15 protein-coding genes are annotated in these 22,308 nt (G+C 60.2%); 8 read left to right on the top strand and 7 right to left on the bottom strand.

What is annotated here, in order from left to right; all coding sequences use genetic code 11:
- Nucleotides 1–73 precede the first annotated feature (73 nt).
- The 3 genes from JNK74_04830 to xylB form a co-directional block, all read right to left on the bottom strand.
- Entirely contained in the window at nt 74–802 is a 729-nt protein-coding gene (locus tag JNK74_04830) for a hypothetical protein (protein MBL7645498.1), read from the bottom strand.
- Entirely contained in the window at nt 802–1,926 is a 1,125-nt protein-coding gene (locus tag JNK74_04825; protein MBL7645497.1) for an AAA family ATPase, read from the bottom strand. The genes JNK74_04830 and JNK74_04825 overlap by 1 nt, the downstream gene beginning before the upstream one ends.
- A gap of 125 nt (nt 1,927–2,051) precedes the next feature.
- Nucleotides 2,052–3,575 carry a xylulokinase gene (xylB, locus tag JNK74_04820; GenBank protein ID MBL7645496.1) on the bottom strand — a complete coding sequence of 508 codons (1,524 nt, stop codon included), beginning with the start codon at nt 3,573–3,575 and terminating at the stop codon, nt 2,052–2,054.
- Nucleotides 3,576–3,792: 217 nt separating this feature from the next.
- Here xylB and JNK74_04815 point away from each other — a divergent pair, with 217 nt between their 5' ends.
- From JNK74_04815 to JNK74_04790, 6 genes are all read left to right on the top strand, one after another.
- Nucleotides 3,793–8,739: a hypothetical protein gene (locus tag JNK74_04815; protein MBL7645495.1), complete on the top strand. Its 4,947-nt coding sequence runs from the start codon at nt 3,793–3,795 to the stop codon at nt 8,737–8,739.
- A gap of 398 nt (nt 8,740–9,137) precedes the next feature.
- Nucleotides 9,138–9,710 (top strand): transposase, encoded by a 573-nt coding sequence (locus tag JNK74_04810; protein ID MBL7645494.1) that lies wholly within the window; start codon nt 9,138–9,140, stop codon nt 9,708–9,710.
- 263 nt (nt 9,711–9,973) lie between these two features.
- Complete coding sequence (locus JNK74_04805; protein MBL7645493.1) at nt 9,974–11,545, top strand: exo-alpha-sialidase; 1,572 nt, start codon at nt 9,974–9,976, stop codon at nt 11,543–11,545.
- A gap of 134 nt (nt 11,546–11,679) precedes the next feature.
- Nucleotides 11,680–12,663, top strand: a complete 984-nt coding sequence (locus JNK74_04800; protein ID MBL7645492.1) for an exo-alpha-sialidase — start codon at nt 11,680–11,682, stop codon at nt 12,661–12,663.
- A gap of 825 nt (nt 12,664–13,488) precedes the next feature.
- Complete coding sequence (locus tag JNK74_04795; GenBank protein ID MBL7645491.1) at nt 13,489–13,824, top strand: hypothetical protein; 336 nt, start codon at nt 13,489–13,491, stop codon at nt 13,822–13,824.
- A gap of 43 nt (nt 13,825–13,867) precedes the next feature.
- On the top strand, nt 13,868–14,641 hold the full coding sequence (locus JNK74_04790; GenBank protein MBL7645490.1) for an HNH endonuclease: 774 nt from the start codon (nt 13,868–13,870) through the stop codon (nt 14,639–14,641).
- A 458-nt stretch (nt 14,642–15,099) separates the two neighbouring features.
- Here the strand turns inward: JNK74_04790 and JNK74_04785 are convergent, their stop codons facing one another.
- Nucleotides 15,100–15,396, bottom strand: coding sequence for an XRE family transcriptional regulator (locus tag JNK74_04785; GenBank protein ID MBL7645489.1), 297 nt, complete (start codon nt 15,394–15,396; stop codon nt 15,100–15,102).
- Nucleotides 15,397–15,752: 356 nt separating this feature from the next.
- On the opposite strand from JNK74_04785, the gene murB reads away from it, so the two are divergent.
- Nucleotides 15,753–16,625: a UDP-N-acetylmuramate dehydrogenase gene (murB, locus tag JNK74_04780; protein MBL7645488.1), complete on the top strand. Its 873-nt coding sequence runs from the start codon at nt 15,753–15,755 to the stop codon at nt 16,623–16,625.
- Nucleotides 16,626–16,684: 59 nt separating this feature from the next.
- On the opposite strand, the gene JNK74_04775 is transcribed toward murB, so the two are convergent.
- The 3 genes from JNK74_04775 to JNK74_04765 form a co-directional block, all read right to left on the bottom strand.
- Nucleotides 16,685–16,975 (bottom strand): type II toxin-antitoxin system RelE/ParE family toxin, encoded by a 291-nt coding sequence (locus tag JNK74_04775; GenBank protein ID MBL7645487.1) that lies wholly within the window; start codon nt 16,973–16,975, stop codon nt 16,685–16,687.
- A 227-nt stretch (nt 16,976–17,202) separates the two neighbouring features.
- Nucleotides 17,203–17,358: an addiction module protein gene (locus JNK74_04770; protein MBL7645486.1), complete on the bottom strand. Its 156-nt coding sequence runs from the start codon at nt 17,356–17,358 to the stop codon at nt 17,203–17,205.
- Between the two features lie 162 nt (nt 17,359–17,520).
- The gene (locus tag JNK74_04765; GenBank protein MBL7645485.1) at nt 17,521–20,619 is read right to left on the bottom strand and encodes a family 78 glycoside hydrolase catalytic domain; all 3,099 of its coding nucleotides are present in this window, start codon (nt 20,617–20,619) and stop codon (nt 17,521–17,523) included.
- 282 nt (nt 20,620–20,901) lie between these two features.
- Between JNK74_04765 and JNK74_04760 the strand changes: the two genes are divergently transcribed.
- On the top strand, nt 20,902–22,137 hold the full coding sequence (locus JNK74_04760) for an SUMF1/EgtB/PvdO family nonheme iron enzyme (GenBank protein MBL7645484.1): 1,236 nt from the start codon (nt 20,902–20,904) through the stop codon (nt 22,135–22,137).
- The last annotated feature ends 171 nt before the right edge of the window (nt 22,138–22,308 follow it).

Genomic DNA, 22,308 nt, shown 5'->3' with positions numbered 1-22,308 from the left:
TCTTAGATCCGCCGGAGGAGGATGCCAAGAGGGAGACGAGCTTGGGCACTAGAAATGGCCCCAATCCGGCTCGTTAGCTTTCATCCCCCGAAGGACTGCGAAACTCAAACACATCCCGAATCCACTGAAGAAATACCGCCGCCTGCTCGCTACTCGGATCGAGAATCTTCTTCAATACCGCCTGCCCCAGCGGAACTCCCGGCGGGTCGTTCCACGCAAGATAGCTGTGGATTCGGGCCTTGTCCAAATGCACGTCCTTAAAACGCGAAGATTCCGAAATTTCGGTCTTCACGAAGTCGGTCTGAGCAAGCGCCCGTTGCCAGATGGGGTTCTCGCCACGTTGTGGGACGCACATGCCGAGAAAAGTCTCCAGCATGCCCGCCTGCTGATTGTCCGGCATGATCCAAACGCCGATGCGGGGAATCACGGCGGAAGCGGAATTCAGGATGGTTCCGGTCGGCGAAGGGATCGGCGGCGGCTCGTGCCCGTTTAACCGTAGCGTGGCCGCCACGGAGCGCCAGCGATCAATTGGGTTCTCATCGGCATCCACGACCAGCGCAAGCGCCTTGCAGTCGTCCAGCATTTCAATGTCGGCAAGGGTTTTGGCAAAATCCTTGGCCTCGTCGATCCCGCCCGACGACACAATGTCCAAGTTTACCTCGCTATCGCGCCACCGCAGCGAAAGTGTTTGTTTCTCCTTTGCACGGAACTCTGTGAGTTTAAGTCGATTGAAGAATCCAGCAATCGTATGTAAATCGTCCATCCCCTCTACAAGAATGACGTGCCGCGCGTCGAGTGCCACTAACGGACCTCCCTGCCGAGTTCCAGTCGGCGAGAAAGCTTGGAACTGCTCAGCGTTTCTGCTCGGACTCCTTCATCGCCTCTGGTCAGACGAATTAGAACCATTTCATCAGCCGCGTTCTCCGAGACTACTTCAAAAGCTTCGACGCAGTCATTCGAATGCGAAGTGGCGAACACCTGAATATTCAGGATAGTCGCAAGTTCCAACACAGTTTCCCAAGCCATCGCTTGTACGGAATAATGTAGTCCATTCTCGAATTCATCAATGAGCAGGAAGCCATTCTCCGCGTTGACTAATGCAAGCATGATTTCAAATATGCGCGTCACGCCATCGCCAAGCCCATGCAAGGGGATTGGCCGATCAATTCCAGATACTCGAATAACTGGAAAACGCCCTAGTCGCCCACCTTGAATAAAGTTAATTCGATCAATGCGAGGCTCTATTAGTTTGAGCCCTCTAAGTACAAATTCTTCTTTATCTGTTAGTGCGATGTTGTCCCAAAGACTGGCCGTACTGAAGGACTCTATGCTATCGAGGGTACTGGAGCCCAGAGAGACGCACGGTATGTTTACCTGCTTCTCCCGGAATCGCGGTTCTCGAAATCTTTGTCTACGATATCTTGAGTAATACGCTGGAAGAGACAAATAGACCGATTTCTGGGGAGAATCGAAGCTAAGTTCAAGGACTTTAGTTCTCGTAAACAGACTGTCCAGTTGCTGTTGAAGTCCCGGAAGGTTTTCCTGCTCCATCTCCTTCTCTATTATTGAGATTGACAAGGTCGCACCGTTACCAACAATTTCAATGCGATCTCTTACTAAATCAATTGTTGGATAACCGGCAAACAGGCATAGGCATCCCAATAGCGAGTTATCGCCCTGGCGTTCGTCCCGTTCAGGTTTTATTTCATTGTCTGGCAATAGCGACTCATCCCGTGCTTCTATAATGTCCAGGAGTGCGTTTGCATCTGTGCGTGAAGCCCAAAGGCGAACTGCTTCTAGAAGCGAGGACTTCCCAACATTGTTTCGACCCGTTATCAGGTTAAGTCTGCCGAGCTTTTCGACGTGAACGTTCTCCAGAGAACGGTAGTTCTTTATGTCGAGAGTATTCAGTTTTAAATTACTCACTTCAGACCCTTTCTGGGGCGAATGGAAGACCGTCCAAGACGCGCTGGGTACAACAAGCCATGAATCAACAGCCGGAGTCAACCGGCTAGATGATTGTATCCTGATCGCGCTGTTAGACGATAACTCTACCCCAACAACCCCGCCAGCGCCTTGAACCTTGGCGCCAGCGCGCCGTAGAGCGCCTGGTACTCGTCGAACCACGGATCATAGGCCTTCACCGCGGCGGCATTGGGCTCCAGGCGGCTGATCTCTTTGATGATCGCGTCACAGCCTTCTTCCACCGTGCCATACATGCCCGCGGCCACGCTGGCGAGGATCGCCGCGCCGTAGGCCGGGCCTTCGTCCACGTTGATGGTGACCATGGGCGCGCTGCCGGTGTCGGCCATCATCTGGCGCCAGACCTTGCTGCGCGCGCCGCCGCCGGAGGTGCGCACTTCGGCCACGGCCACGCCCATGCCGCGCATGATCTCCAGGCTGTCGCGCATGCCATAGGCCACGCCCTCCAGGACGGCCCGGCTCATGTGGGCCTTCGTGTGGCGCAGAGAAAGGCCAATGAAAGCGCCCTTCGCATCCGGGTCTTTGTGGGGCGTGCGTTCGCCAGTGAGGTAGGGCAGGAAAACCAGGCCCTCGGAGCCGATGGGGATTTCGGCGGCGGCGGCCGTGATGTATTCGTAGGGGTCTTTGCCACTTTCCTTGCCCTGGGCGATTTCCGCCTGGCACAGGGTATCGCGGTACCAGCGCAGGGAGCCACCGGCGCTGAGCATGACGCCCATCACGTGCCATTTGCCGGGCACGCTGTGGCAGAAGGTGTGGACGCGCCCGAGGGGGTCCGTGCTCACGTCGTCGGCAAAGGCGAAGACCACGCCGCTCGTGCCAAGGGACGAGGAGATTATGCCCTTGCGCACGATGCCGCAGCCTACGCCGTTGGCGGCCTGATCGCCGCCACCCGCCACCACGGGGATGCCCGCGGGCAGGCCCGTCTTCGCGGCGGCCTCGGCCGTCAGCGTGCCGGTCACCTCGGGGCCTTCATAGGCGCGGGGCACGAAATCCGTGTCGATGCCCAGGATGCCCATGAGTTCCGTGTGCCACTTGCGGTTCTTCACATCGAAGAGGAGCGTGCCCGAGGCGTCGGCCACATCCGTGGCAAATTCGCCCGTGAGCAGCAGGCGGATGTAGTCCTTGGGCAGGAGCACCTTCTTCACTCGCTCGTAGTTTTCCGGCTCGTTGTCCCGCAGCCAGAGGATCTTCGGCGCGGTGAAGCCCGTGAGCGCGGGGTTGGACACCATCTCGATAAGACGCGCCTCGCCCACTTTCGACGTGATGGCGTCGCACTGGGCGGCGGTCCGCTGGTCGCACCAGAGGAGCGCGGGACGGATCACGTTGTTGTCTTTATCCAGGAACACGCTGCCGTGCATCTGCCCCGTGAGGCCGATGCCCTTGACCTCCTTCGCGTCCACCTTGCCCGCCAGCTCCGCCAGGGCCGCAAAGGCCGCCCGGTTCCAGTCCGCAGGGTCCTGCTCGGCCCAGTTGGGCTTTGGCGCGTGCAGGGGATACTCCACCAGGGCCGAGGCGAGGAGTTCGCCCTTTTGGTTCATGGCGATGGCTTTGGTGCCGCTGGTGCCCACGTCGAGGCCGATGACAATACCCATGGTGTGTGCTCTCCTTGTTGGTTGGGGCTAAGTTATACCGATCAGTGGCGCGGCTGCGCAAGGGAACCAGGGGCCAATCAGACGGATCAGACCGATCCGACTGATCTGATCGGTCTGATCCGTCTGATCCGTCTGATTTTCTCCGAACCCCGGCGTTCTTCCGGTGTCCAAAGTGGTATCGAGCGACCCAAAACCCCAACCCGGGAGGCAACATCCCATGAAACTGCATCATTTTGGCCTGATCGCGGCCACCTTGGCCCTTGGCGCCTGGCTGATACCCGGCGATACCGACCCGAGCCCCTTCACGCCCGCCTACGCCCAGGAAAAAAACGCCCCCGCGTGGGTTGATCGGGAAAACTTCCAGATCCGCTCCGAAATTGGCGGCCTGGCGGTCCACGCGAGCATCAACAATCCCAAAAAGACGCCCGCCAACGAGCTTTTCCGCGTGGCCATCGTGGGGATGAACGGCCAGCAGCGCCTGGAGGCCTCCAGACGGCTCACCCTGAAGCCGGGCGCAAACGAGGTCGTGCTGCCCTTCATCGGACGCCTGCAGGATGGCCAGCAGGCCGACAGCCTCGTGAACTACACCTTCGGCTCCGGCGACCATCGCGAGGAGGGCGGCTTCCTCTTCATCGACACCATCGCCCAACTGGAAACGCGGTTGGTCGGCTTTCCCGACCTCATCGCGGGCAGTACCGCCGGGCTCCAGCTCGTGGCGCTGAACCATGCCACGGGTGAGCCGGTCCCCGGTGCGGAGGCCACCCTCACCCTCGTGCGCGATGCGAAACGCATTCCCCTTTTCAGCGGCACCACCAACGCCGATGGCGGCCTCGACGCCGCCTTCACGGTAAAACCGGAAGACGCGGGCAAAGGCCAGATTGAAATCACGATGACGGCGGCGGGCTACGGCGAGGATCGCCTGGAGCAGCCGGTCAACGTGCAGCGCAAGGCCAAGATTCTCCTCAGCACCGACAAGCCTCAGTATCAGCCGGGCCAGTTCATCGAGATGCGCGCCCTGTGCCTCAATGCGGGCACGCTGAAGCCCGCCGCGGAGAGCGCCCTCACCTTCGAGGTGATGGACGGCAAGGGCAACAAGGTCTTCAAGGAGTCTCCGAAGACCGACGCCTTCGGCATCGCCTCCGCGCGCTTTCAACTGGCCACCGAGGTCAATCTCGGCGGCTACATCGTCCGTGCGATCCTGGGCGAGGACCAGAGCGAGAAGCAGGTGCAGGTGGATCGCTATGTATTGCCCAAGTTTGAAATTGAAGCCACGACGGATCGGGAATTCTATCAACCCGGCGAGACGCTCAAGGGCGAAATACAGTCGGATTACTTCTTCGGCAAGCCCGTGGCGGGGGGTGCGGTGAAGATCACGGCCTCCACCTTCGCCGTGAACTTCGAGACCTTCGCGGAGCTGGACGGCACGCTGGACGAGGACGGCCACTGGTCCTTTACCCTGCCCCTGCCCGCGCACTTCGTGGGCACGGAGCTGGAGCAGGGCCAGGCTTCGGTGCGGCTGGAGGTGGAAGTGACCGACACGGCGGATCACGCGGAGCAGAAGACCGTGATGAAGCCCGTGGCGGGTTCGGCCATGCAGATCCACGCCATTGCCGAAGGCGGCAACCTGGCGCCGGGCGTGGAAAACGCCGTGTATGTACTGGTGGCCCGGCCCGACGGCACACCGCTGGAAGGCGCCAACGTGACCGCAACGAGCCCCCAGGCACAGGGTGAACTGCGCGCGACCACCGATGCCCTGGGCGTGGCGACGCTGCGCTTCACGCCCCAGACCGGCCCAGTATCGCTAACGCTCGACGTTCAGGAGAAATCGGGCCAGCGCGGAAGCGCCCAGGCCACGCTCGAAACCGAAGTTGGCGCCAACGCCCTCCTCGTGCGCACAGACAAGACCCTCTACCAGGCGGGCGACACGCTCCACGCGGAAGTCATTGCCACGAAGCAGCGGGGCAACGTCTACTTCGACCTCGTGCGTGAAGGGCAGACCGTGATGACGCGCAGTGGCAAAATCGAGAACGGCAAAGCCACACTGGATCTGGATCTCGATCCGGGACTCATGGGCAGCGTCGTGCTCCACGCATACATGTTTTCACCCACCACGGATCTCATCCGCGACACGCGCCTGCTCTACATCAATCCCGCGGATCAGTTAAACCTGGCCATTTCCATGGATCACGACACCTACCGGCCCGGCGAAGAGGCCACGCTGAATTTCGCCGTGACCGACATGCAGGGCAATCCCGCCGCCGCCGCACTGGGCATTGCTATCGTGGATGAAAGCGTCTTCGCGCTCCAGGAACTCCACCCCGGCCTGGAGAAGATCTTCTTCACCCTGGAGCAGGAGATCATGAAGCCGCGCTACGAGATTCATGGCTTCCACTTCGACGACATCATCAAGGATCCCGGCCAGCCGATTCCCCTGCCCCGCCCTGTGCCCATGATCTGGGACGACCAGCAGCAGGAAGCGGCAAAGGTGCTTCTCGCCTCGGCGGAAGCGCCCCCGGCCCCGCCCATCCACCAGAACAGCTTCACCGCGAAACGCAGCGCCACGGAGAGCGCCCTGGCCGAGCGCTTCGCGGCGGACATGAAGCGCGTGCAGGACGCCGTGCGCCGCTATCTTGAAAAGCACGACTGGAAGGCACCCGCGGATGTGGAAGATACGCTCTTGCGCCAGAAATACCTGGCGCCCCGCGAGCTGGAAGATCCCTGGGGCAACCGCTACGTCTTTGATTTCTCCCAGCTTCAAAATACCGGTGGCTGGTTCCAGATGCGCTCAAAAGGCATGGACGGCCTCGAAAACACGAGCGACGACATCACGCAGGACCTGCCCTGGGTGCAGGCGAAGTTGGGCGCCATGGTCGGTGGGTTTGGCGGTGGTGGCGGATTCGGCGGTCGTGGCGGCGGCGGATTTGGCGGCGCCGTACGGCGCTTCAAGAATGCCGTGGCCGATGTGGCCATGCCCATGGCCGCGCCCGTGCCGGAGATGGCCGCCGTTGCCGCAGAATCGCCACGGGTCGAAGCACTCGAATCGGACAAAGAGAGTTCGGGTGCCGCGCCCATCCGCATTCGCGAGTATTTCCCCGAGACGCTCCTCTTCGAGCCCGCGCTCATCACCGACGGTCAGGGTCGCGCCACCATGGCCGTGGGCCTGGCGGACAGCATCACCACCTGGCGCATGACCACCATGGCCTCCAGCGCGACGGGCGCGCTGGGCAGCACGGAGACGCCACTGCGCGTATTTCAGGAATTCTTCGTGGACCTCGACCTGCCCGTATTCCTGACGCAGAACGACCGCGTTTCCATCCCCGTGGTGCTCTACAACTACCTTGAAGAAGCCCAGGACGTGCGCCTGGTTTTTGAGGCGGCCGACTGGTTCACCCTGGAGGGTGAGTCGGAAGTCACCGTAAACATGGCTCCCGGCGAAGTGCGCTCCATGTATTTCCCTATCCAGGTGAAGCAACTGGGTATGCACAAACTCACGGTCTTCGCCCACGGCAAGACCATGCAGGATGCCATCCGCCGCGAGGTGGAAGTGGCGCCCGATGGTGAGAAAATGGAGGAGAGCATCAGCGATCGCCTCTCGGCCACCGTGGACCACACCATCACCATCCCCGAAGGCAGCGTGGCGGGCGCGCAGAAGATCCTCGTGCGCGTGTATCCCGGCGTCTTCAGCCAGATCGTGGACGGCCTCGACAGCATGCTCCAGATGCCCTCGGGCTGCTTCGAGCAGACCAGCTCCACGACCTATCCCAACATCCTCATCGTGCAGTACATGACCGAGACGGGCCAGATTAACCCCGAGCTGCAACTGAAGGCCGAGGGCTTCATCAATGCGGGCTATCAGCGCCTCTTGACCTATGAAGTGCCCGGCGGCGGTTTCTCCTGGTTTGGCGATCCGCCTGCGAACAAAGTACTCACGGCCTGGGGCCTGAAAGAGTTCTACGACATGGCCAAAGTGCATGAAGTGGACCCGAACGTGATGGAGCGCACCCACGCGTGGCTCACCAGCCAGCAGGAGTCCGACGGACACTGGTCGCCCGATGCGAACTATCTCCACGCAGAATCCTGGGGCAACATCCAGAGCGGCGATCTCCTGGTCACGGCCTACATCGCCGACGCGCTCTTGACCAACGGCCAGCGCGACGACAAGGTGGATCGCGCCATGCAATACATCAAGGCCAACTGGCGCAAGGCGGAGGACGCCTATACCCTCGCCCTCGTCGCGAATGCCCTGGTGTCGTGGAACAAGAACGACGCCGATGCCGGCGCGGTGCTGGAGAAACTCCACGGCATGAAAGTGACCGAGGACAAGACCACGCACTGGAAGGGCAGCGCCACGGTCACCTTCACCCACGGCGATGCGGCCGACGTGGAAGCAACGGCCCTCGCTCTCATCGCCTTCATGAAAGCCGGGAAATACGCCGACACCACCACCGAGGGCCTGACCTGGATCATCCAGAAAAAAGAAGCCAGCGGCCACTGGGGCTCCACCCAGTCCACCATCCTCGCGTTGAAAGTGCTGACCCTCTCGCTGCAACACCAGACCAAAGACGTGAACGCCAGCATACGCGTGCTCGTGAACGACGCCGTGGTGAGCGAGTTCAAGGTCACCAACGAAGACGCCGACGTCATGCGCCTTGTTGATGCGGGCGAACAGACCCGGGCGGGTGCCAATAAAGTCCGCATCGAGTTCAGTGGCGAGGGCAGCCTGCTCTACCAGGTCGTGGGGCGCCACTACACCCCCTGGACACAGAAACAGGCAAAGCAGGAGCCCTTCAGCATCAGCGTGGACTACGACAAGACCGCGCTGGCCGTGAACGATCTCGTCACCGCGAAGGTGACCGTGAAGAACAACATGCCGGCCCAGACCGAAATGACCATCGTCGATCTCGGCGTGCCCCCGGGCTTCCAGGTCGAGCGCGCCGATCTCGATAAACTCGTAGAGGCGAAGACGATCACCCGCTACGACGTGGCCGGACGCCAGATCATCCTCTACTTCGACGCGATCCAGGCCAACGCCACCGTCGACTTCAGCTACGGCCTCCGTGCGAAATTCCCGCTCAAGGCCCAGACCCCGGCCTCCCGGGTCTACGCCTACTACAACACCGAACTGGAGGCCAGCGCGGCACCGGTGACGCTGGAAGTGAAATAAATAGTAGAGCAGGTGGACAAAGTTACTCGCCCCTCCGCCAAGTCGGCGGAGGGGCCTTCTGCGTCTCCGCGTTGACGATCGCCACCCGAACCACAAAAAGGAAAGCGCAAGTTGGGAGCGCCGGCATCCCTGCCGGCAGATATGTGGAAACAGACCCGAACACGCGCCCAGTTCCCGCCCGAAGGAAAGAGGCCGGATTCACATCTCGCGCGCCTTCGGCGCACGTGCCGGCAGGGATGCCGGCGCTCCCAGCTTGCGAATCTCTTTTGATGAGCCTCGAACATCGCCTTAGCGCCGGGACTTTCAACCAACCACTTGAAAACAAAGCTATATACTGATAGCTTAATCGTATAAAAGCCTTACCTCTATAGCGAATCAACACTCGGAGACTACATTCTATGCGCGGCTGGTATTCTCGGGGCTACCTTCCTCACTGCGACGAGCCGGGCCGGGTTCAATTCATCACATTCCGACTGCATGACTCCATGCCGAGAGAAGTTCTCGACGCCTACGACGAGGCGCTGCGTCGAAAAGAGTTTGACGAGCTGGAACGAATGCGCAAGATCGAGCGTTATCTCGACAAGGGGCATGGAGCCTGCTGGCTGCGCAATCCCGCCATCGCCCAGATGATCGTGGACGCACTGCACTATTTTGACGGACAGCGCTATCATCTCAACGCGTGGTGCGTCATGCCCAACCATGTACACACACTTATTGAAACAATCGAAGGCCACTCGCTCGATAGCGTAACGCACTCCTGGAAGTCCTATACCGCGCTACAAGCGAACCGAATACTGGGCCGCGGTGGCACGTTCTGGCAGCGGGAAGTATTTGACCGCTACATGCGCGGGGTCGTGCACTACCAGCGTACCCTCTTCTACATAGAAGATAACCCGGTTGCCGCCGGATTGGTTCACGCACAAGCGGACTGGCCCTTCAGCAGCGCGAGGCTCCGAACAGAAGATTCCTAAATTTGAATTCTCGGCCCCGACAACAAAAGTCATCCACAAGCTGGGAGCGCCGGCATCCCTGCCGGCAGATCCGCGGGACGCAACCCGAACACGCGCCCAGTTCCCGCCCGAAGGAAAGAGGCCGATTCACATCTCGCGCGCCTTCGGCGCACGTGCCGGCAGGGATGCCAGCGCTCCCAAGTTTCGCGTTTCGTTCGAATTGTTGAAGTGATACCGCCCGAGCCCGGTGCTATAATCGCCGCAAACCAACAAGGAGCGCGATTATGTCGGGACTACGTGGTGTTATCTGGATCGTTTTGTTGCTGTTGTTCACGGGACTGCCCGTGGGGGCGCTGGATCTCGGGTCGGCCGCCGGGCCGGTGTCCCTCGTGAATCTTGAAGGCATCCCGCGCACGATGGACAACTACGGCGACCGGCTAGGCACCGTGGTGGTGTTCTTATCCACGCGGTGCCCCGTGACCGAATCGCAGATCGCTGAAATCAACGAAACCCACGAACGCTATCGAACCGATGAAGTGCTCTTTGTCGGCGTGGTGTCCAAGGCTGAAGAAACACCAGAAGAAATCAAGACCTTCACGCAGAACCGGGGTGTGATATTTCCTGTGTACCGCGATCCGGAAGGCGCCGTCGCAAAGCAGTTCGGCGCGGAACGCACGCCGGAATTCTTCCTGCTGGATGATGCGGGGAAGCTGCTCTATCACGGCGGTCTGCGCGGCACCGATGGCGCGGCCAATCTGGATCTTGCGATTCAGGCTCTGATGGCCGACAAGCCGGTAACGGTGACGGAAACACCGATTCCCGGCACGCCGTTGCGTATTCCGGGCGAGAAGAAGGAAATCGACAATCCTTACGGTTCCATGCGTTTCTATTCCAGCTTCGTGTTTGACGAACTCCCCGGCGTGCCGGTGCAGCATTGCTCCACGTTGGCGGAAGCGCCCAATGGCGACCTGCTCTGTCTGTGGTATGGCGGGAGCTACGAATCCGCGGAGGATCAGGCCCTCTATCTCGCGCGTATGCCGAAGGGACAGCGCGTCTGGGAGACGCCGGAGCGCATGTTGTGGAACCCCGAACAACCTCCCGGCAATGCGGTCATATTCCGCACGCCGGACCATAAAGTCGGCATCGTCTGGGGCCGCATGGAAAAGAGCCGTCCCATGCGCCGGGGCACGGGCTGGGGCGAATGCCGCCTCTTCTATCGCACCTCGGCGGACAACGGTCGCACCTGGAGCGAAGACGCGGAGATCCCTGGACTCTTCGGATCGCTGCCGCGCAACGTGCCGCTGACCTTGAAAGACGGGCGATTCGCCCTCCCCCTCAGCGGAGAAACGAACGAAGGCCGGGGCTCTTATCTGTTGTTCCTCGGCTCTGATGGAAAAACCTGGACCCCGGGTGGCTTCGTGAACGGTGGCAGCCAGCCCACCGTCATTCAGCGCGACGACGGCTCACTCCTCGCCCTCTTGCGCCGGGATCCCCGTATTCCCATGGCCACTTCGTCCGACGGAGGCCAGACGTGGAGCGAGGCCACGCCAACGAACTTGAAGAACCCCGGCTCCGGCATCGCCATGACGAAACTGAAGAGTGGCCGCGTTGTCTTGATCTTTAACGACACGGATCAGTCCGATCGCTATCCGCTGAGCATTATCCAATCCACGGACGACGGCAAGACGTGGGAAGAACAGCGCACGCTGGAGGCCGACTGGGGCGAGTTTTCTTATCCCAGCATCATCCAGACGGATGATGGGATGATCCACGTCAGCTACACCTATCGCCGTTACACCATCAAGCATGTCGCCTTCGATGAGGGCTGGCTGGTTCACGAAGAACGTCCGAACTGATTGCGTGCAACCCCGGTCACAAGAGGAAATACACCATGCGAACATTCTCAGGCCTGATCGTGCGCGCTGCGCTGCCGGCTATCTCGCTAACCTGTAGCGGCCTCATATTCCCTTCTGCAGGCGCCGAACCCGCAATGAGCACTATCAAGTCCGCACCCGACGTGGTGATTCATGAAGGCGCCTATCCCGGCTGGCCCTGGATCTGCACCGGATCGGATGGAACGCTGTACTGCGCCTTTCGCGAAGGCACGGAACACGGCTTCGCTCCCTCCGGGAAAATCATGCTTTCCATAAGTCGCGATCACGGGAGAAGCTGGACCGAGGCCCGTACGGTGATCGATGCGCCGGAGATCGATGATCGGAATGTGGCCATCGAGCAATTGAAAGATGGGCGGCTATTCATGGTGTACAACACCTATACCCGCGATCTGAAATCCCAGACCATGGGTTCCTTCTCTTCGAACGGTGGCGAAAGCTGGTCCGCTCCCGCGCCCATCGGTCTCGACGAAACGCGCACCCGAGCCGCCGTCGTGGAGTTGTCGGACGGCTCCCTGCTCCTGCCCTACTACCGCGCCCCCGGCGACCAAAGTCTGGCGGCCCGATCAACGGATGGCGGGAAGACGTGGAAAACCACCGCTATCGAAAATACTGATCAATTCGTGGGCGACGAGTGGGACGTGCTGGAAGTTTCGCCAAGGCGGCTCATCGGGATTATTCGAAGCAGCGACAAGAGCGGCGACGGCTATTTCTGGGTCAGCGAGAGCCTGGATCTCGGCCAGACCTGGTCGCCCGCGCGGCGGACCAATCTGGTAAGTGCCCGCTATCCCAGCCCGGCGGAGATAACCCTGCAGCACGGAAAAGTGACAGTGATCTATCCAAACCGCCGCATGGAATCCGTGGCCGCGGCAACCACCTCAGATCCGACCTTCACCACGTGGGACGTGGAAGATCAACTACTCTGCTATCGCTATGGCCCCGAGGGTTCCACCATCCCCGATGGAAGCTATCTTTCATCCGTAAGCGTTGGGCCGAATCGCCGCCTGCTGGTGGACTACGAAATCCGCGAAGAGTCCAAAAGGATCACGGGGTATTTCGTGGATTTTCCGAAGAACTGGTAATGCAAGTTACACCAGAGATTGCACCTTTGAGGATCTTGGACATTCATGTCCGAGGCAGAGCGTTCTCCGGCTCGGAAAATATCGTTGAATGTGTGGTTCAGTCTGGATTCCCAAAGTAATGTTTCTGGTGTGCGCGGATCACGCACATGCCAACAGGCCGCTCGAACAACCGGTTGGGTTTTGCCTCGGACAAGAATGTCCAAGATCCTTGGTGGCCGTATCCACATAGGCCGTTGCCGTACTTGCCGCCATATTCTATCGCCCGATGCTCTGCGCCATGTTAGGATGGCTACTAAATCCAAGCTAATCCACCGGCTCTGCCGGTGAGAATTCATTAGGCTCTGCCGTTCCGCCGTCAATCTTTGTGACGATAATGCGGGAGGCTAACCGCCTTTGACAATATATCCTTCCCTCGTATTAGCTCCGAAGGAGCGGCATATCGTAGCCCAGGCGCGAGCGAAGCGAGTCCTGGGTAGGATAAGAAAACGTAATCAGCCCCAGCGGGGCGGCATAGGAAAGTCTGGATCGCGTTTGCAGTCTCTCCTATGTCACCCCTTGCGGGATTAGTCAATCCTCGTTCCCTATCCCAGGACTCGCTTCGCTCGCGCCTGGGCTACGATATGCCGTCCCTGCGGGACTAAAACCCAACGTGACTTTACATTCAATCCACCGCGGCCCCTCTTAGGGCCCTTCCTCATACCACCGGTTCTACCGGTGGTTACTGATTTCACCATTCCGCCCGCGGGGCGGCCCCTGGACCCGGCGATCCCCCCTGCGGCATAATCCCCCCGAGGCATGTTGGAAACCCCATTGGAGGGCAGGCAGATGAACACACGATTCGAGTACCTGTATCGAGACGGGCACAACTACAAGCAGTACAACGAAGTCGTGCTCGCAGGGAAATTCACCCTCGACCAACTGCGGCCCCATCTCTACGAGCGCAATCACTTCATGCCTTCCGAAGTGGGCCTCGACGACCTCCAAGAGTTTCCCTACCGCGATTGCGACCACATCTGGCACGAACTCGTATCGGCGGAGCCGACGGAAGATGCGCCGACAGTGGAGGTGACTGCGGAGGAACTGATAGAACGGTTTAAGAAGGCGGGGGCGGTGATTTGGGACACGGAGGCGGTGAATGAGCGGATGATGGAGATGGCGTGAGCATAGCGTAGATCTCGTAGTTAAAGTCATGTGGGAATCTGGTATGCCCGATAAGGATGGTTCCAAATGGACTCGCGACGAACTTCTCGTCGCAATCAATCTCTATTGCAAGACGCCCTTTGGGCGGATTCATATCCGCAATCCGGAGATCATTGCGCTGGCGACGTTGCTGGGGCGGACGCCGGGGTCGGTGAGTTATAAGCTGGCGAATTTTGCGTCCATCGATGAGAATCTGGATCGCAAGGGCGCGTCGAATGTGGGTAAGCTCGACCGGGCGGTGTGGGCGGAGTTCTTTGCGGACTGGGATGGGATGGTTTTCGAGAGCGAGCGGCGGATGGCGGCGTTGAAGGAGAAGTCCCTTGAGGAGGTGGTGCGGGAAGAGGCGGCGGTCGACGGGGAGGACATTGTTCTTCCCGAGGGCAAGACGCGGGAGGCGGTGGTGCGGCAGCGGGTGAATCAGGGCTTTTTTCGGCGGACGGTGTTGTCGTCGTATGACGGGGCGTGTTGCATCACGGGGTTGGCGGTGCCGGAATTATTGGTGGGGAGTCACATTGTGCCGTGGGCGGCGGATGCGGGGAATCGGACGAATCCTCGGAATGGGCTTTGTCTGAATGTGCTGCACGACAAAGCCTTTGACCGTGGGCTGATCGCGGTGGATGAATCGTATCGCGTGGCGGTGTCGTCGCGGGTGCGGAAGTTGGGGTTGGAACAGGCGCGCGCGGTGTTGGAGGTGGAGGGGGCGGCGTTGCGGATGCCGCGGCGGTTCTTGCCGGATCCAGGGCTGCTGGCGTGGCATCGGGAAAACGTTTTCAATTGACGATGGACAACGAAGAACAGACGAAACGCCCCTGACTTGGCGGGTATTGTGTCGGGCTGGGCGCTCAGGCGCAGGGCGGGAAACTCTGCCATCCGCTTCGCGGATTCGAAACGTGGAGATGCGTTTGCCGGGGGTTTCGCTGCGCTTCACCCCAGGCTAATGACTTCCGCTTCTACGAAGCTGGGTGCTTCACGGTTGCTCGGTCATTGAACGCGTCAGCGGACGAGATTTGGTGGGGTTCTACGAAGCTGGGTGCGCCGAGTCTGCACCGTGGTTGAACGCGGTACGGGGCGGTGTTGCGGATGCCGCGCCGGTTTCTTCCGGACCCGGCGTTGCTGGCGTGGCATCGGGAGCATGTCTTCAATGGACAATGGACAATGGACAACGAAGAAGAGACGACACGTCCCTGACTTGGCGGGTGTTGTGTCGGGCGGGGCGCTCAAGTGTTGGGCGAGATTTCAATTGGGTCCAATGCGTTCGAGGCGGAGGCGTTTTCCTATGGCTTGAGCGGCGCGTTGGAGGGTGTGCAGGGTCACGGAGGTATTACCGGGATCGAGAAGTCGCTCCAGGGCGGGACGGCTGGTGTTCATGCGGCGGGCCATGGGGGTCTTGGAAAGTCCTTCGGTCTCCATGGATTGACGAATCTGGATCGCGATGATCTCTTTGAGGGCCTGGGTCTCGCATTCCGCGAGGAGATTTTCTTCGGCGAGGAAATCGTCGAAGGAAGATCCGAGATGTTTGTTTGAGGGTGTCATGATTTTAGTATGCACCAGATCTGGCCCTTTTTCCAGCGGCGTTGTCCTGGTGCTGCGAAGGGGTTGGGGAACTTGGGAGCGCTGGCATCCCTGCCGGCATGCACCGGAGGTGCAATGTGAATTATGAATAGTGAATTATGGATTACAAATGCGGAACGCAGAATAGGGAATGGGGTCAAGTGTTTGGACGACGCGCAGGCGACCTTTTGTTCGCATGCACCTTTGGTGCATGATGCCGGCAGGGATGCCAGCGCTCCCAGCTTGCGCGATCTTCTTGATTGTCGTGGTGGTGAGGTTTGGTCGGGAATTTGCGTTCCACTGGGAACTAGCACCCCATATGCGGTATGCTACTTGCCATGAAAACCCCACCCTTTGATTTTGCTCGTCTTGATTATCCCCTTGCGCCTTGCACCCTGTATAACATCGGGGGGCCGGCGCGGGTTGCGTTGTTGCCTCGCGATGAACACGAGGTGGAACTGGCTTTTCGCTGGATGCAGTCGCAGCCGGGGAAGAAGCTGATCCTGGGCGGCGGCTCGAACGTGTTGATTAACGACGCGGGCTTTGATGGCATCGTGTTGTTTACGACGGAGTTGCGCCGGATGGAGCAGGTGGGGGAGCACAAGTATTATGTAGGCTCGGGCCGCGATCTGGATGATCTGGTGCAGAACGTGATGCTGGTCCACAATTACGATGGCGTGGGCGGGTTCACGGGGATTCCGGGCTCGGTGGGGGGCGCGATCTATATGAACGCGGGCACGGTGAAGGGGAGCACGTGCCAGTGGATGGCGTCGGTGGAGGTGATGAAGCCGTCGGGGCTGGTGACGGTGCCCATGTCGCCGGAGCTGTATGGCTATCGCGGCCAGACCTTTTGCGCGCCGGGGGATGTGATCCTCGGCGGGACCTTTGCGTTTACCCCGGCGGAGGCGGATCAGCGGGCGATTTACGCCCACTACAAGCAGCGCCGGCTGGAGAAGCAGCCCCAAGGCTATTGCTGCGGGAGCGTGTTCAAAAATCCCGAGGGGGGCCATGCGGGGGCCTTGATCGAGGCCTGCGGCCTGAAGGGTACGCGCCAGGGCGGGGCGGTCATCAGCCCGATGCATGCGAATTTCATCATGAACGAGAACCACGCGCGCTTTCAGGATGTGCTGGATCTGATCGCGCTGGCGAAGGGTAAGGTGGCGGAGACTCACGGGGTGGTGCTGGAGGAAGAGGTGCGCATCATCTCCTGAGGGGTGGCCGGGGGACTTCAGTTCTATGGGTCCCGGAGGCGCGCAACGAAAAAACTACCTCAGCCGGTTTGGTCAAGATTCGTCCGCTGGCGATGATGCGCGACGGCCAATACGAGAACGTGTGTCTCTTTAACGAGGTAGACAAGATTGTATGGTAACTTCCGCGGCGTAGTACGCCGAGCATTTCGAAAAACTTTCGGAAACGCTTCGGGGTTGGATCTCAAGAACATAAGCGTACGATCCACATCATCTACGAATCGAAGGCCCAATCCCGGCTTGAGTCCACTGCAATGAGCGGCGATGTGCTTTGATTCAGCGTGCGCTTTTCGGTGCAGCCGGACTGGCTTCACGAGCGTGATTCACGCAGCGCTCGCAGAGCATCTTCCGATCTTATTTCTTCCCGGATCATCAGTGGACCTCCATTGAATGAAAAGCGCCCCTTTAACTCTCAGGTATGTGATAGCACACACATTGGGCCGCTGGAGAAAACCGCCCCCCCGCCTTCGATTCGTAAGAATCTGACCGCCACCCGCCACCCTATTTTCTTCAGTCGCACGAGCCTGAAACTTGATCCTGGTCACCGAAGTGATTCGCGCACTTGCCGGAAAACTTCTTCTTCGGGCATGCCATCGGTTAGCCCTTGTTCGAACTCGTCCAGCCGTCGTTGGGCCTCGATGGCCCAAAGCTGAACAATTTCAGAATCGGGCTCGCTTCTTACACGGGCGATGAGCATCTCTCCCAGCCTGGCGCGCTCGTCCTCTTCAAGTGAGAGAACTTCCTTTTCGAGCTCTTCAATGGTCAGGACGCTACTCCTTATGAAATTTTTGATCTACATCCCTTTATCAGGCCCACACTTATAATAACGCAATCTTTGGCGCACCGCTCTTCGAGTCTGTCACTTCCGCGCCACGAAAGTATATCGGCCCGCGCCCACCTTGAAGGCCGAGCGACCATCCTCCAACTCGCTTACGCCTTCCCAATTGTCAGCATCGCATTTCACCGGCGGCACGATCACCGCGCTCGTATTCGCCGGGATCTCCACCGTCATGGTAAACCCGTTCTCCCGGTTCCATTCGCAGCGGATGGGGCCATACATGGCGTGGTAGCTGCCCCTGGCCCAGGTCGCCGCCTCGACATGGGGTTTGATCTCGATCGCTTTGAAACCCGGCGCCAGAGGGCGAATCCCCAGCAGATACTCGAAGTACCACTGGCTCACGCTGCCGAAGGTGAAATGGTTGAAGGAGTTCATTCCCGACTTGGTGGCTTCTTCCGTGTCGCTGTTCCATCGCTCCCAGATGGTGGTCGCGCCGGATTCGGCCATGTAGCCCCAGGAGGGAAAGGTGCGGTTGTTCGCCAGAACCCCGGCCAGATCGCCGAGGCCGCTGTCGCTCAGCGCGGGCATGAGATAGGCCGAGCCGATGAAACCGGTGGCGAGGTGGTTGTTTCGCGCGTGCAGATTGACGGTGAGGGCCGCGATCGCGGTGGCGCGATGATCGCCCTGGGCGATCCCAAAGGCCAGCGGAATCACCTGGGCCGTCTGGGAGCCTGTCTGATAGCGCTTTTCGGCGACATCGAAGTAGCGGGTGTTGTAGCGATCCGCGATTTGGGCGGCTTCCTTGTCCAGCGTGGATGCAATTGTTTCCTCACCTACTGTACTTGACATCTCGGAAAGGCGCGTTGTGGACAGGTATTGATAGGCGCCCGCCAGCGAATCGCGGGGGGTGTCTTCCAACGCGACCCAGTCGCCGTAGCGCCCGCGCGAGAAGAGCCCGTCCTTCGCCATGGCGCGCATGAACGCGAGGTGCCCTTCCATCGCCTCTTTGCTCTCTTCGACTATGTGCATGTCGCCGTAATAGCGCAGCATGCTCCACGGGAGCGTCACCACGACGTCGGACCAGCCCGGCGCGCCGGGCGCGGCGCTGAGGGCCGGTATTACGTCGGGGATCGATCCGTCTTCATTGCGCGAATCCACGATGTCGGCCATCCACTTGGTCATGTAGCCCGCGATGTCGAAGTTCATCGCGGCCGCAGGCAGAAAGAGCTGCATGTCTCCCGTCCAGCCGAGGCGTTCGTCGCGCTGGGGACAATCCGTGGGCACGCTGTAGAAATTCGAGCGCGCGCCCCAGACAGTATTCTTCTGCACACGGTTGATGATATCTTCGGAGCAGGTGAACTCGCCGATCCGGGGCGTGTTCGCATGCATCACGCGAAACGTCAGCGCGTCTTTGGTGGGTGTGCCGGGGTAGCCCGTTACCTCCGCATAGCGGAAGCCGCGATAGGTAAAGGCGGGCTCCCACACCTCCTCTTCGCCGCCCTTGAGAATGTAGGTATCGGTACACTTCGCGCCGCGCAGGATTTCCGTGTGGAGTGTGGCATCGGGATTGAGCACTTCGGCGTGGCGGATTTGCACCGCCGTGCCCGCTTCGCCGCGCACCGTCAGCCGCGCGCGGCCCGCCGCGTTCTGGCCGAAGTCGAAGATGAACACGCCGGGCTTCAATTCGGTGACTGAAACCGGCTTAATTTCTTCCGTCACCTGAATCGGCGGCCCCACGTGGGCCGTGAGTACGTCGGTGGATTGTTCCGCCGGCGCAACACCACGCCAGGCGCTTGCATCGAAGCCGGGCGCGTTCCACCCCGGCATTTCCAGCCGCGCATCGTGCACCTCGCCATTGTAGATGCTGTCGGAGACGATGGGCGACTCCGTGCCGCGCCAGCTTTCGTCGGAAACGACGATTTCCTTCTCGCCGTTGGCATAGGTGATCTCGAGTTGCGCGATACCGCGGTGGTTACCGTCCTTCCACGCGCCCGCCATGCAGCCGCCCCACCAGCCGTTGCCCAGGAGCATGCCGATTGCGTTGTCGCCCTCGCGGAGAAGATCGGTCACGTCATAGGCCTGGTACTGCACGCGCTTCTTGAAGTGCGTCCAACCGGGTGCGAGTTCGTCTTTTCCCACCCGCTGGCCGTTCAGGAAAAGCTGGTAGACGCCCAGGCCGCTGGCGAAAACATTGGCGCGGACGACATCGCCCCGCGCGGCGAAATCCTTGCGCAGGGCGATGGAGCGGCTCGGCAGGCGCTCGCCCGCCGCTTCATAGGGCGTCTCGCCATAGCGGCCCATGAACTTCGCGGGGACCCAAGCGGTATCGTCAAATTCGGCCGACTGCCAGCCCTCGGGCTTGTCGTCGTGACATCTCCATTCCGTGTCGGAGCGCACTTCGATCGCCTGGCCATCCGCCAGTTCGATACGCGCGCCGAAGGTGAAGCCCGCCGCAAGCCGATCGTGCACACCGCGAATCGCAAAAATGTTTTTGCCGGGCTTCAGCAGCGCGCCGAATTCTTTCGCCTCCACCGCCTTCCATTCGTCGCACCCTCCCGCATATTCGCCGTTCACGTGGCAGTAGAACTCGTTGTTTGCCGCGCCCCAGAGCTGGGCCGATTGCACCACCGCGTCTTCCGGCAGCTCGACAATCTTGCGAAAATAACGGGTATCCTCGTCATCCGTCAGCACCGGGTGCCAGATCCAGTCGCCGAAGACCGGCTGGGTGCCTTCGCGGCGCTCGTCCAGCGTGATCCACTGGGCCTTCCGATCGTCTGGCTTAAGCCCCCGCTGCCAGAAAGCCACCTCAGACCAGGGCGACGCCACGCCCGCGTTGTCCCACGTGCGCACGCGCCAGTAGACCCGCTTTCCCGCGCCGGGTTCGGCCCCCCCGTAGGGCACATGGATGGACTGATCGGAGTCCACCTTGCCGGTGCTCCACAACAGGTTGACTTCCGCCTGAAGATCGTCCTCGTGGCGGGCAGCCTGGACCTCATACGCGAATTGGCACGCGCCACGTCGGGAATCTGTTACCTCCCAGGAGAGTCGCGGCGCTTCAACGTCTATGGCGAGGGGATTGACGGCGTACTCGCATCGAAGTCGCCGGGGCGCGCCTGGTCCTTCACCCGCGGCCGAGAAAGCCAGTGCGATAAGTATAGCGACGTTGGGCAGGCCGTACATGAGCAAACTCCAAGGTTGATGGTCCGCCGAGTTTAGCATAGCTCGGGACGGTGCCCGCACCCATGAATTCCGGCGATTTGCCGCACTGTTCTTGCATATTCCTTTCCTTCCCGGCATACTCTGCCGTGCGGAAAGCTTCACGTTGCCGCGCGTCTACCCTTAGAATTCGAAAGGCCCCCCATGTTCCTGCCCCGATTATGTTGTAGCATTCTGGTAGCTGTTGTCTTTATGGCGGGACTTACAGGATGTCCCTCAAGCGTAGAAGTTCCCGATATCGTCGGGTTGTCCCAGACCGAAGCCGAAACAGTGATTGATCAGTCGGTCTTTTTCGTGGGTGAGATAAGTTTCGAGTTCAGCGACACCGTCGCTGAGGGTTTTGTCATTTCGCAGTCGCCCGAAGCGGGTTCCTTTGCAGAAACGTTCTCCGACGTGAATTTCATCGTTTCGCTCGGTCCCGAAGGTGCGGGTGAAGGCGAAGGTGAGGGCGAAGGCGAAGGCGAAGGCGAAGGTGAGGGTGAGGGTGAGGGTGAGGGTGAAGGTGAAGGTGAGATCGAATTGCTCTCGTCGGCCGGAGTACCGGCTGGCGGCTTCGTAATGGGTCGGCCGTACTCGGGCACGGGTTCGCTTTCTGAGCTGCCCCTGCACAACGTGAACCTCGATACCTATGAAATTGGCATTTACGAGATTACCTGCGGGCAGTATGCCTACGTCCTGAACTGGGCCTACCAGCTCGGTGAGCTCGAAAACAGCGTGGGCGGCCCCTATACCGGCGGCACCATCTACGCCCACGGCAAGCTGATTGCCGACACCTATGCATCCTCCCTGTCATCTCCGCTGGTATTCGAAGATGGCGTCTTCACCGTTCAGAGCCGCGCAGGTACCGGCGGTGTCCTGTTCCCCATGGAGGTCAATCCGATGACCCACGTTTCGTGGTACGGCGCCGTGGCCTTCTGCAATTGGCGCAGTGAGATCGACCAGCTCAATCCCGCCTATGACTTCACGACCTGGACCCGGTTTTCGCCCGTGCGCAATGGCTATCGCCTGCCCACCGAGGCCGAATGGGAGCGGGCCGCCGCGTGGGACGGCACACAGCACTGGCGCTTTGGCAATTCAAGCGATACGCTGGCAACGAACCAGGCGAACTACTGGGATAACAGCAACGACTCCAACCCCCTCGGCCTGTCGGACTATCCCCAGACGTCGCCCGTGGCGTGGTACGACGGAGTGAATGTCAGTCCGCACACGGGCGTTCAGACCGAAAACAGCGTAAGCCCCGTGGGTTGTTATGACATGTCCGGCAACGTTTGGGAGTGGTGCGAAGACTGGTTCAGCGAAACCTACTACGCGGAAAGCCCCCTCTCGAACCCGGCGGGGCCGGCTACGGGTACATATAAGTCGCAGCGGGGTGGTTCCTGGGACACGTTCAGCGACATGTCCCGCACGGCGGGGCGTCTGGGCAACAGTCTCCCCCAGGCGACCTCCTATGGTTACGGCTTCCGCGTCGCCCGCACCCCTTGAGCACCGGCTTCTCGTAGTTTCCAGCGCGCCGGAGAACATCTGTTCTCCGGCGCGTTTCCATTTTCACGCCGGGTTGGGGACCGGGAAGGCCGGGTATGTTATCCTCTAACCCGGATATTTCACCACCCGGGGAGCCATCGCGCTTGTAGGTCGTTTTTTTGATTTTGATGC

The sequence above is a fragment of the Candidatus Hydrogenedentota bacterium genome (assembly GCA_016791475.1).
Taxonomy (GTDB): Bacteria; Hydrogenedentota; Hydrogenedentia; order Hydrogenedentales; family JAEUWI01; genus JAEUWI01.
The sequence above is the reverse complement of the archived record's forward strand: the minus strand, read 5'-3'. Positions and strand labels throughout refer to the sequence as shown.

What these genes read in the sequence shown, in the direction of transcription:
- xylB (MBL7645496.1), bottom strand. Translation starts at nt 3,575, where the DNA reads ATGGGTATTGTCATCGGCCTCGACGTGGGCACCAGCGGCACCAAAGCC.
- JNK74_04815 (MBL7645495.1), top strand. Translation starts at nt 3,793, where the DNA reads ATGAAACTGCATCATTTTGGCCTGATCGCGGCCACCTTGGCCCTTGGC.
- JNK74_04810 (MBL7645494.1), top strand. Translation starts at nt 9,138, where the DNA reads ATGCGCGGCTGGTATTCTCGGGGCTACCTTCCTCACTGCGACGAGCCG.
- JNK74_04805 (MBL7645493.1), top strand. Translation starts at nt 9,974, where the DNA reads ATGTCGGGACTACGTGGTGTTATCTGGATCGTTTTGTTGCTGTTGTTC.
- JNK74_04800 (MBL7645492.1), top strand. Translation starts at nt 11,680, where the DNA reads ATGAGCACTATCAAGTCCGCACCCGACGTGGTGATTCATGAAGGCGCC.
- JNK74_04795 (MBL7645491.1), top strand. Translation starts at nt 13,489, where the DNA reads ATGAACACACGATTCGAGTACCTGTATCGAGACGGGCACAACTACAAG.
- JNK74_04790 (MBL7645490.1), top strand. Translation starts at nt 13,868, where the DNA reads ATGCCCGATAAGGATGGTTCCAAATGGACTCGCGACGAACTTCTCGTC.
- JNK74_04785 (MBL7645489.1), bottom strand. Translation starts at nt 15,396, where the DNA reads ATGACACCCTCAAACAAACATCTCGGATCTTCCTTCGACGATTTCCTC.
- murB (MBL7645488.1), top strand. Translation starts at nt 15,753, where the DNA reads ATGAAAACCCCACCCTTTGATTTTGCTCGTCTTGATTATCCCCTTGCG.
- JNK74_04770 (MBL7645486.1), bottom strand. Translation starts at nt 17,358, where the DNA reads ATGCTCATCGCCCGTGTAAGAAGCGAGCCCGATTCTGAAATTGTTCAG.
- JNK74_04765 (MBL7645485.1), bottom strand. Translation starts at nt 20,619, where the DNA reads ATGTACGGCCTGCCCAACGTCGCTATACTTATCGCACTGGCTTTCTCG.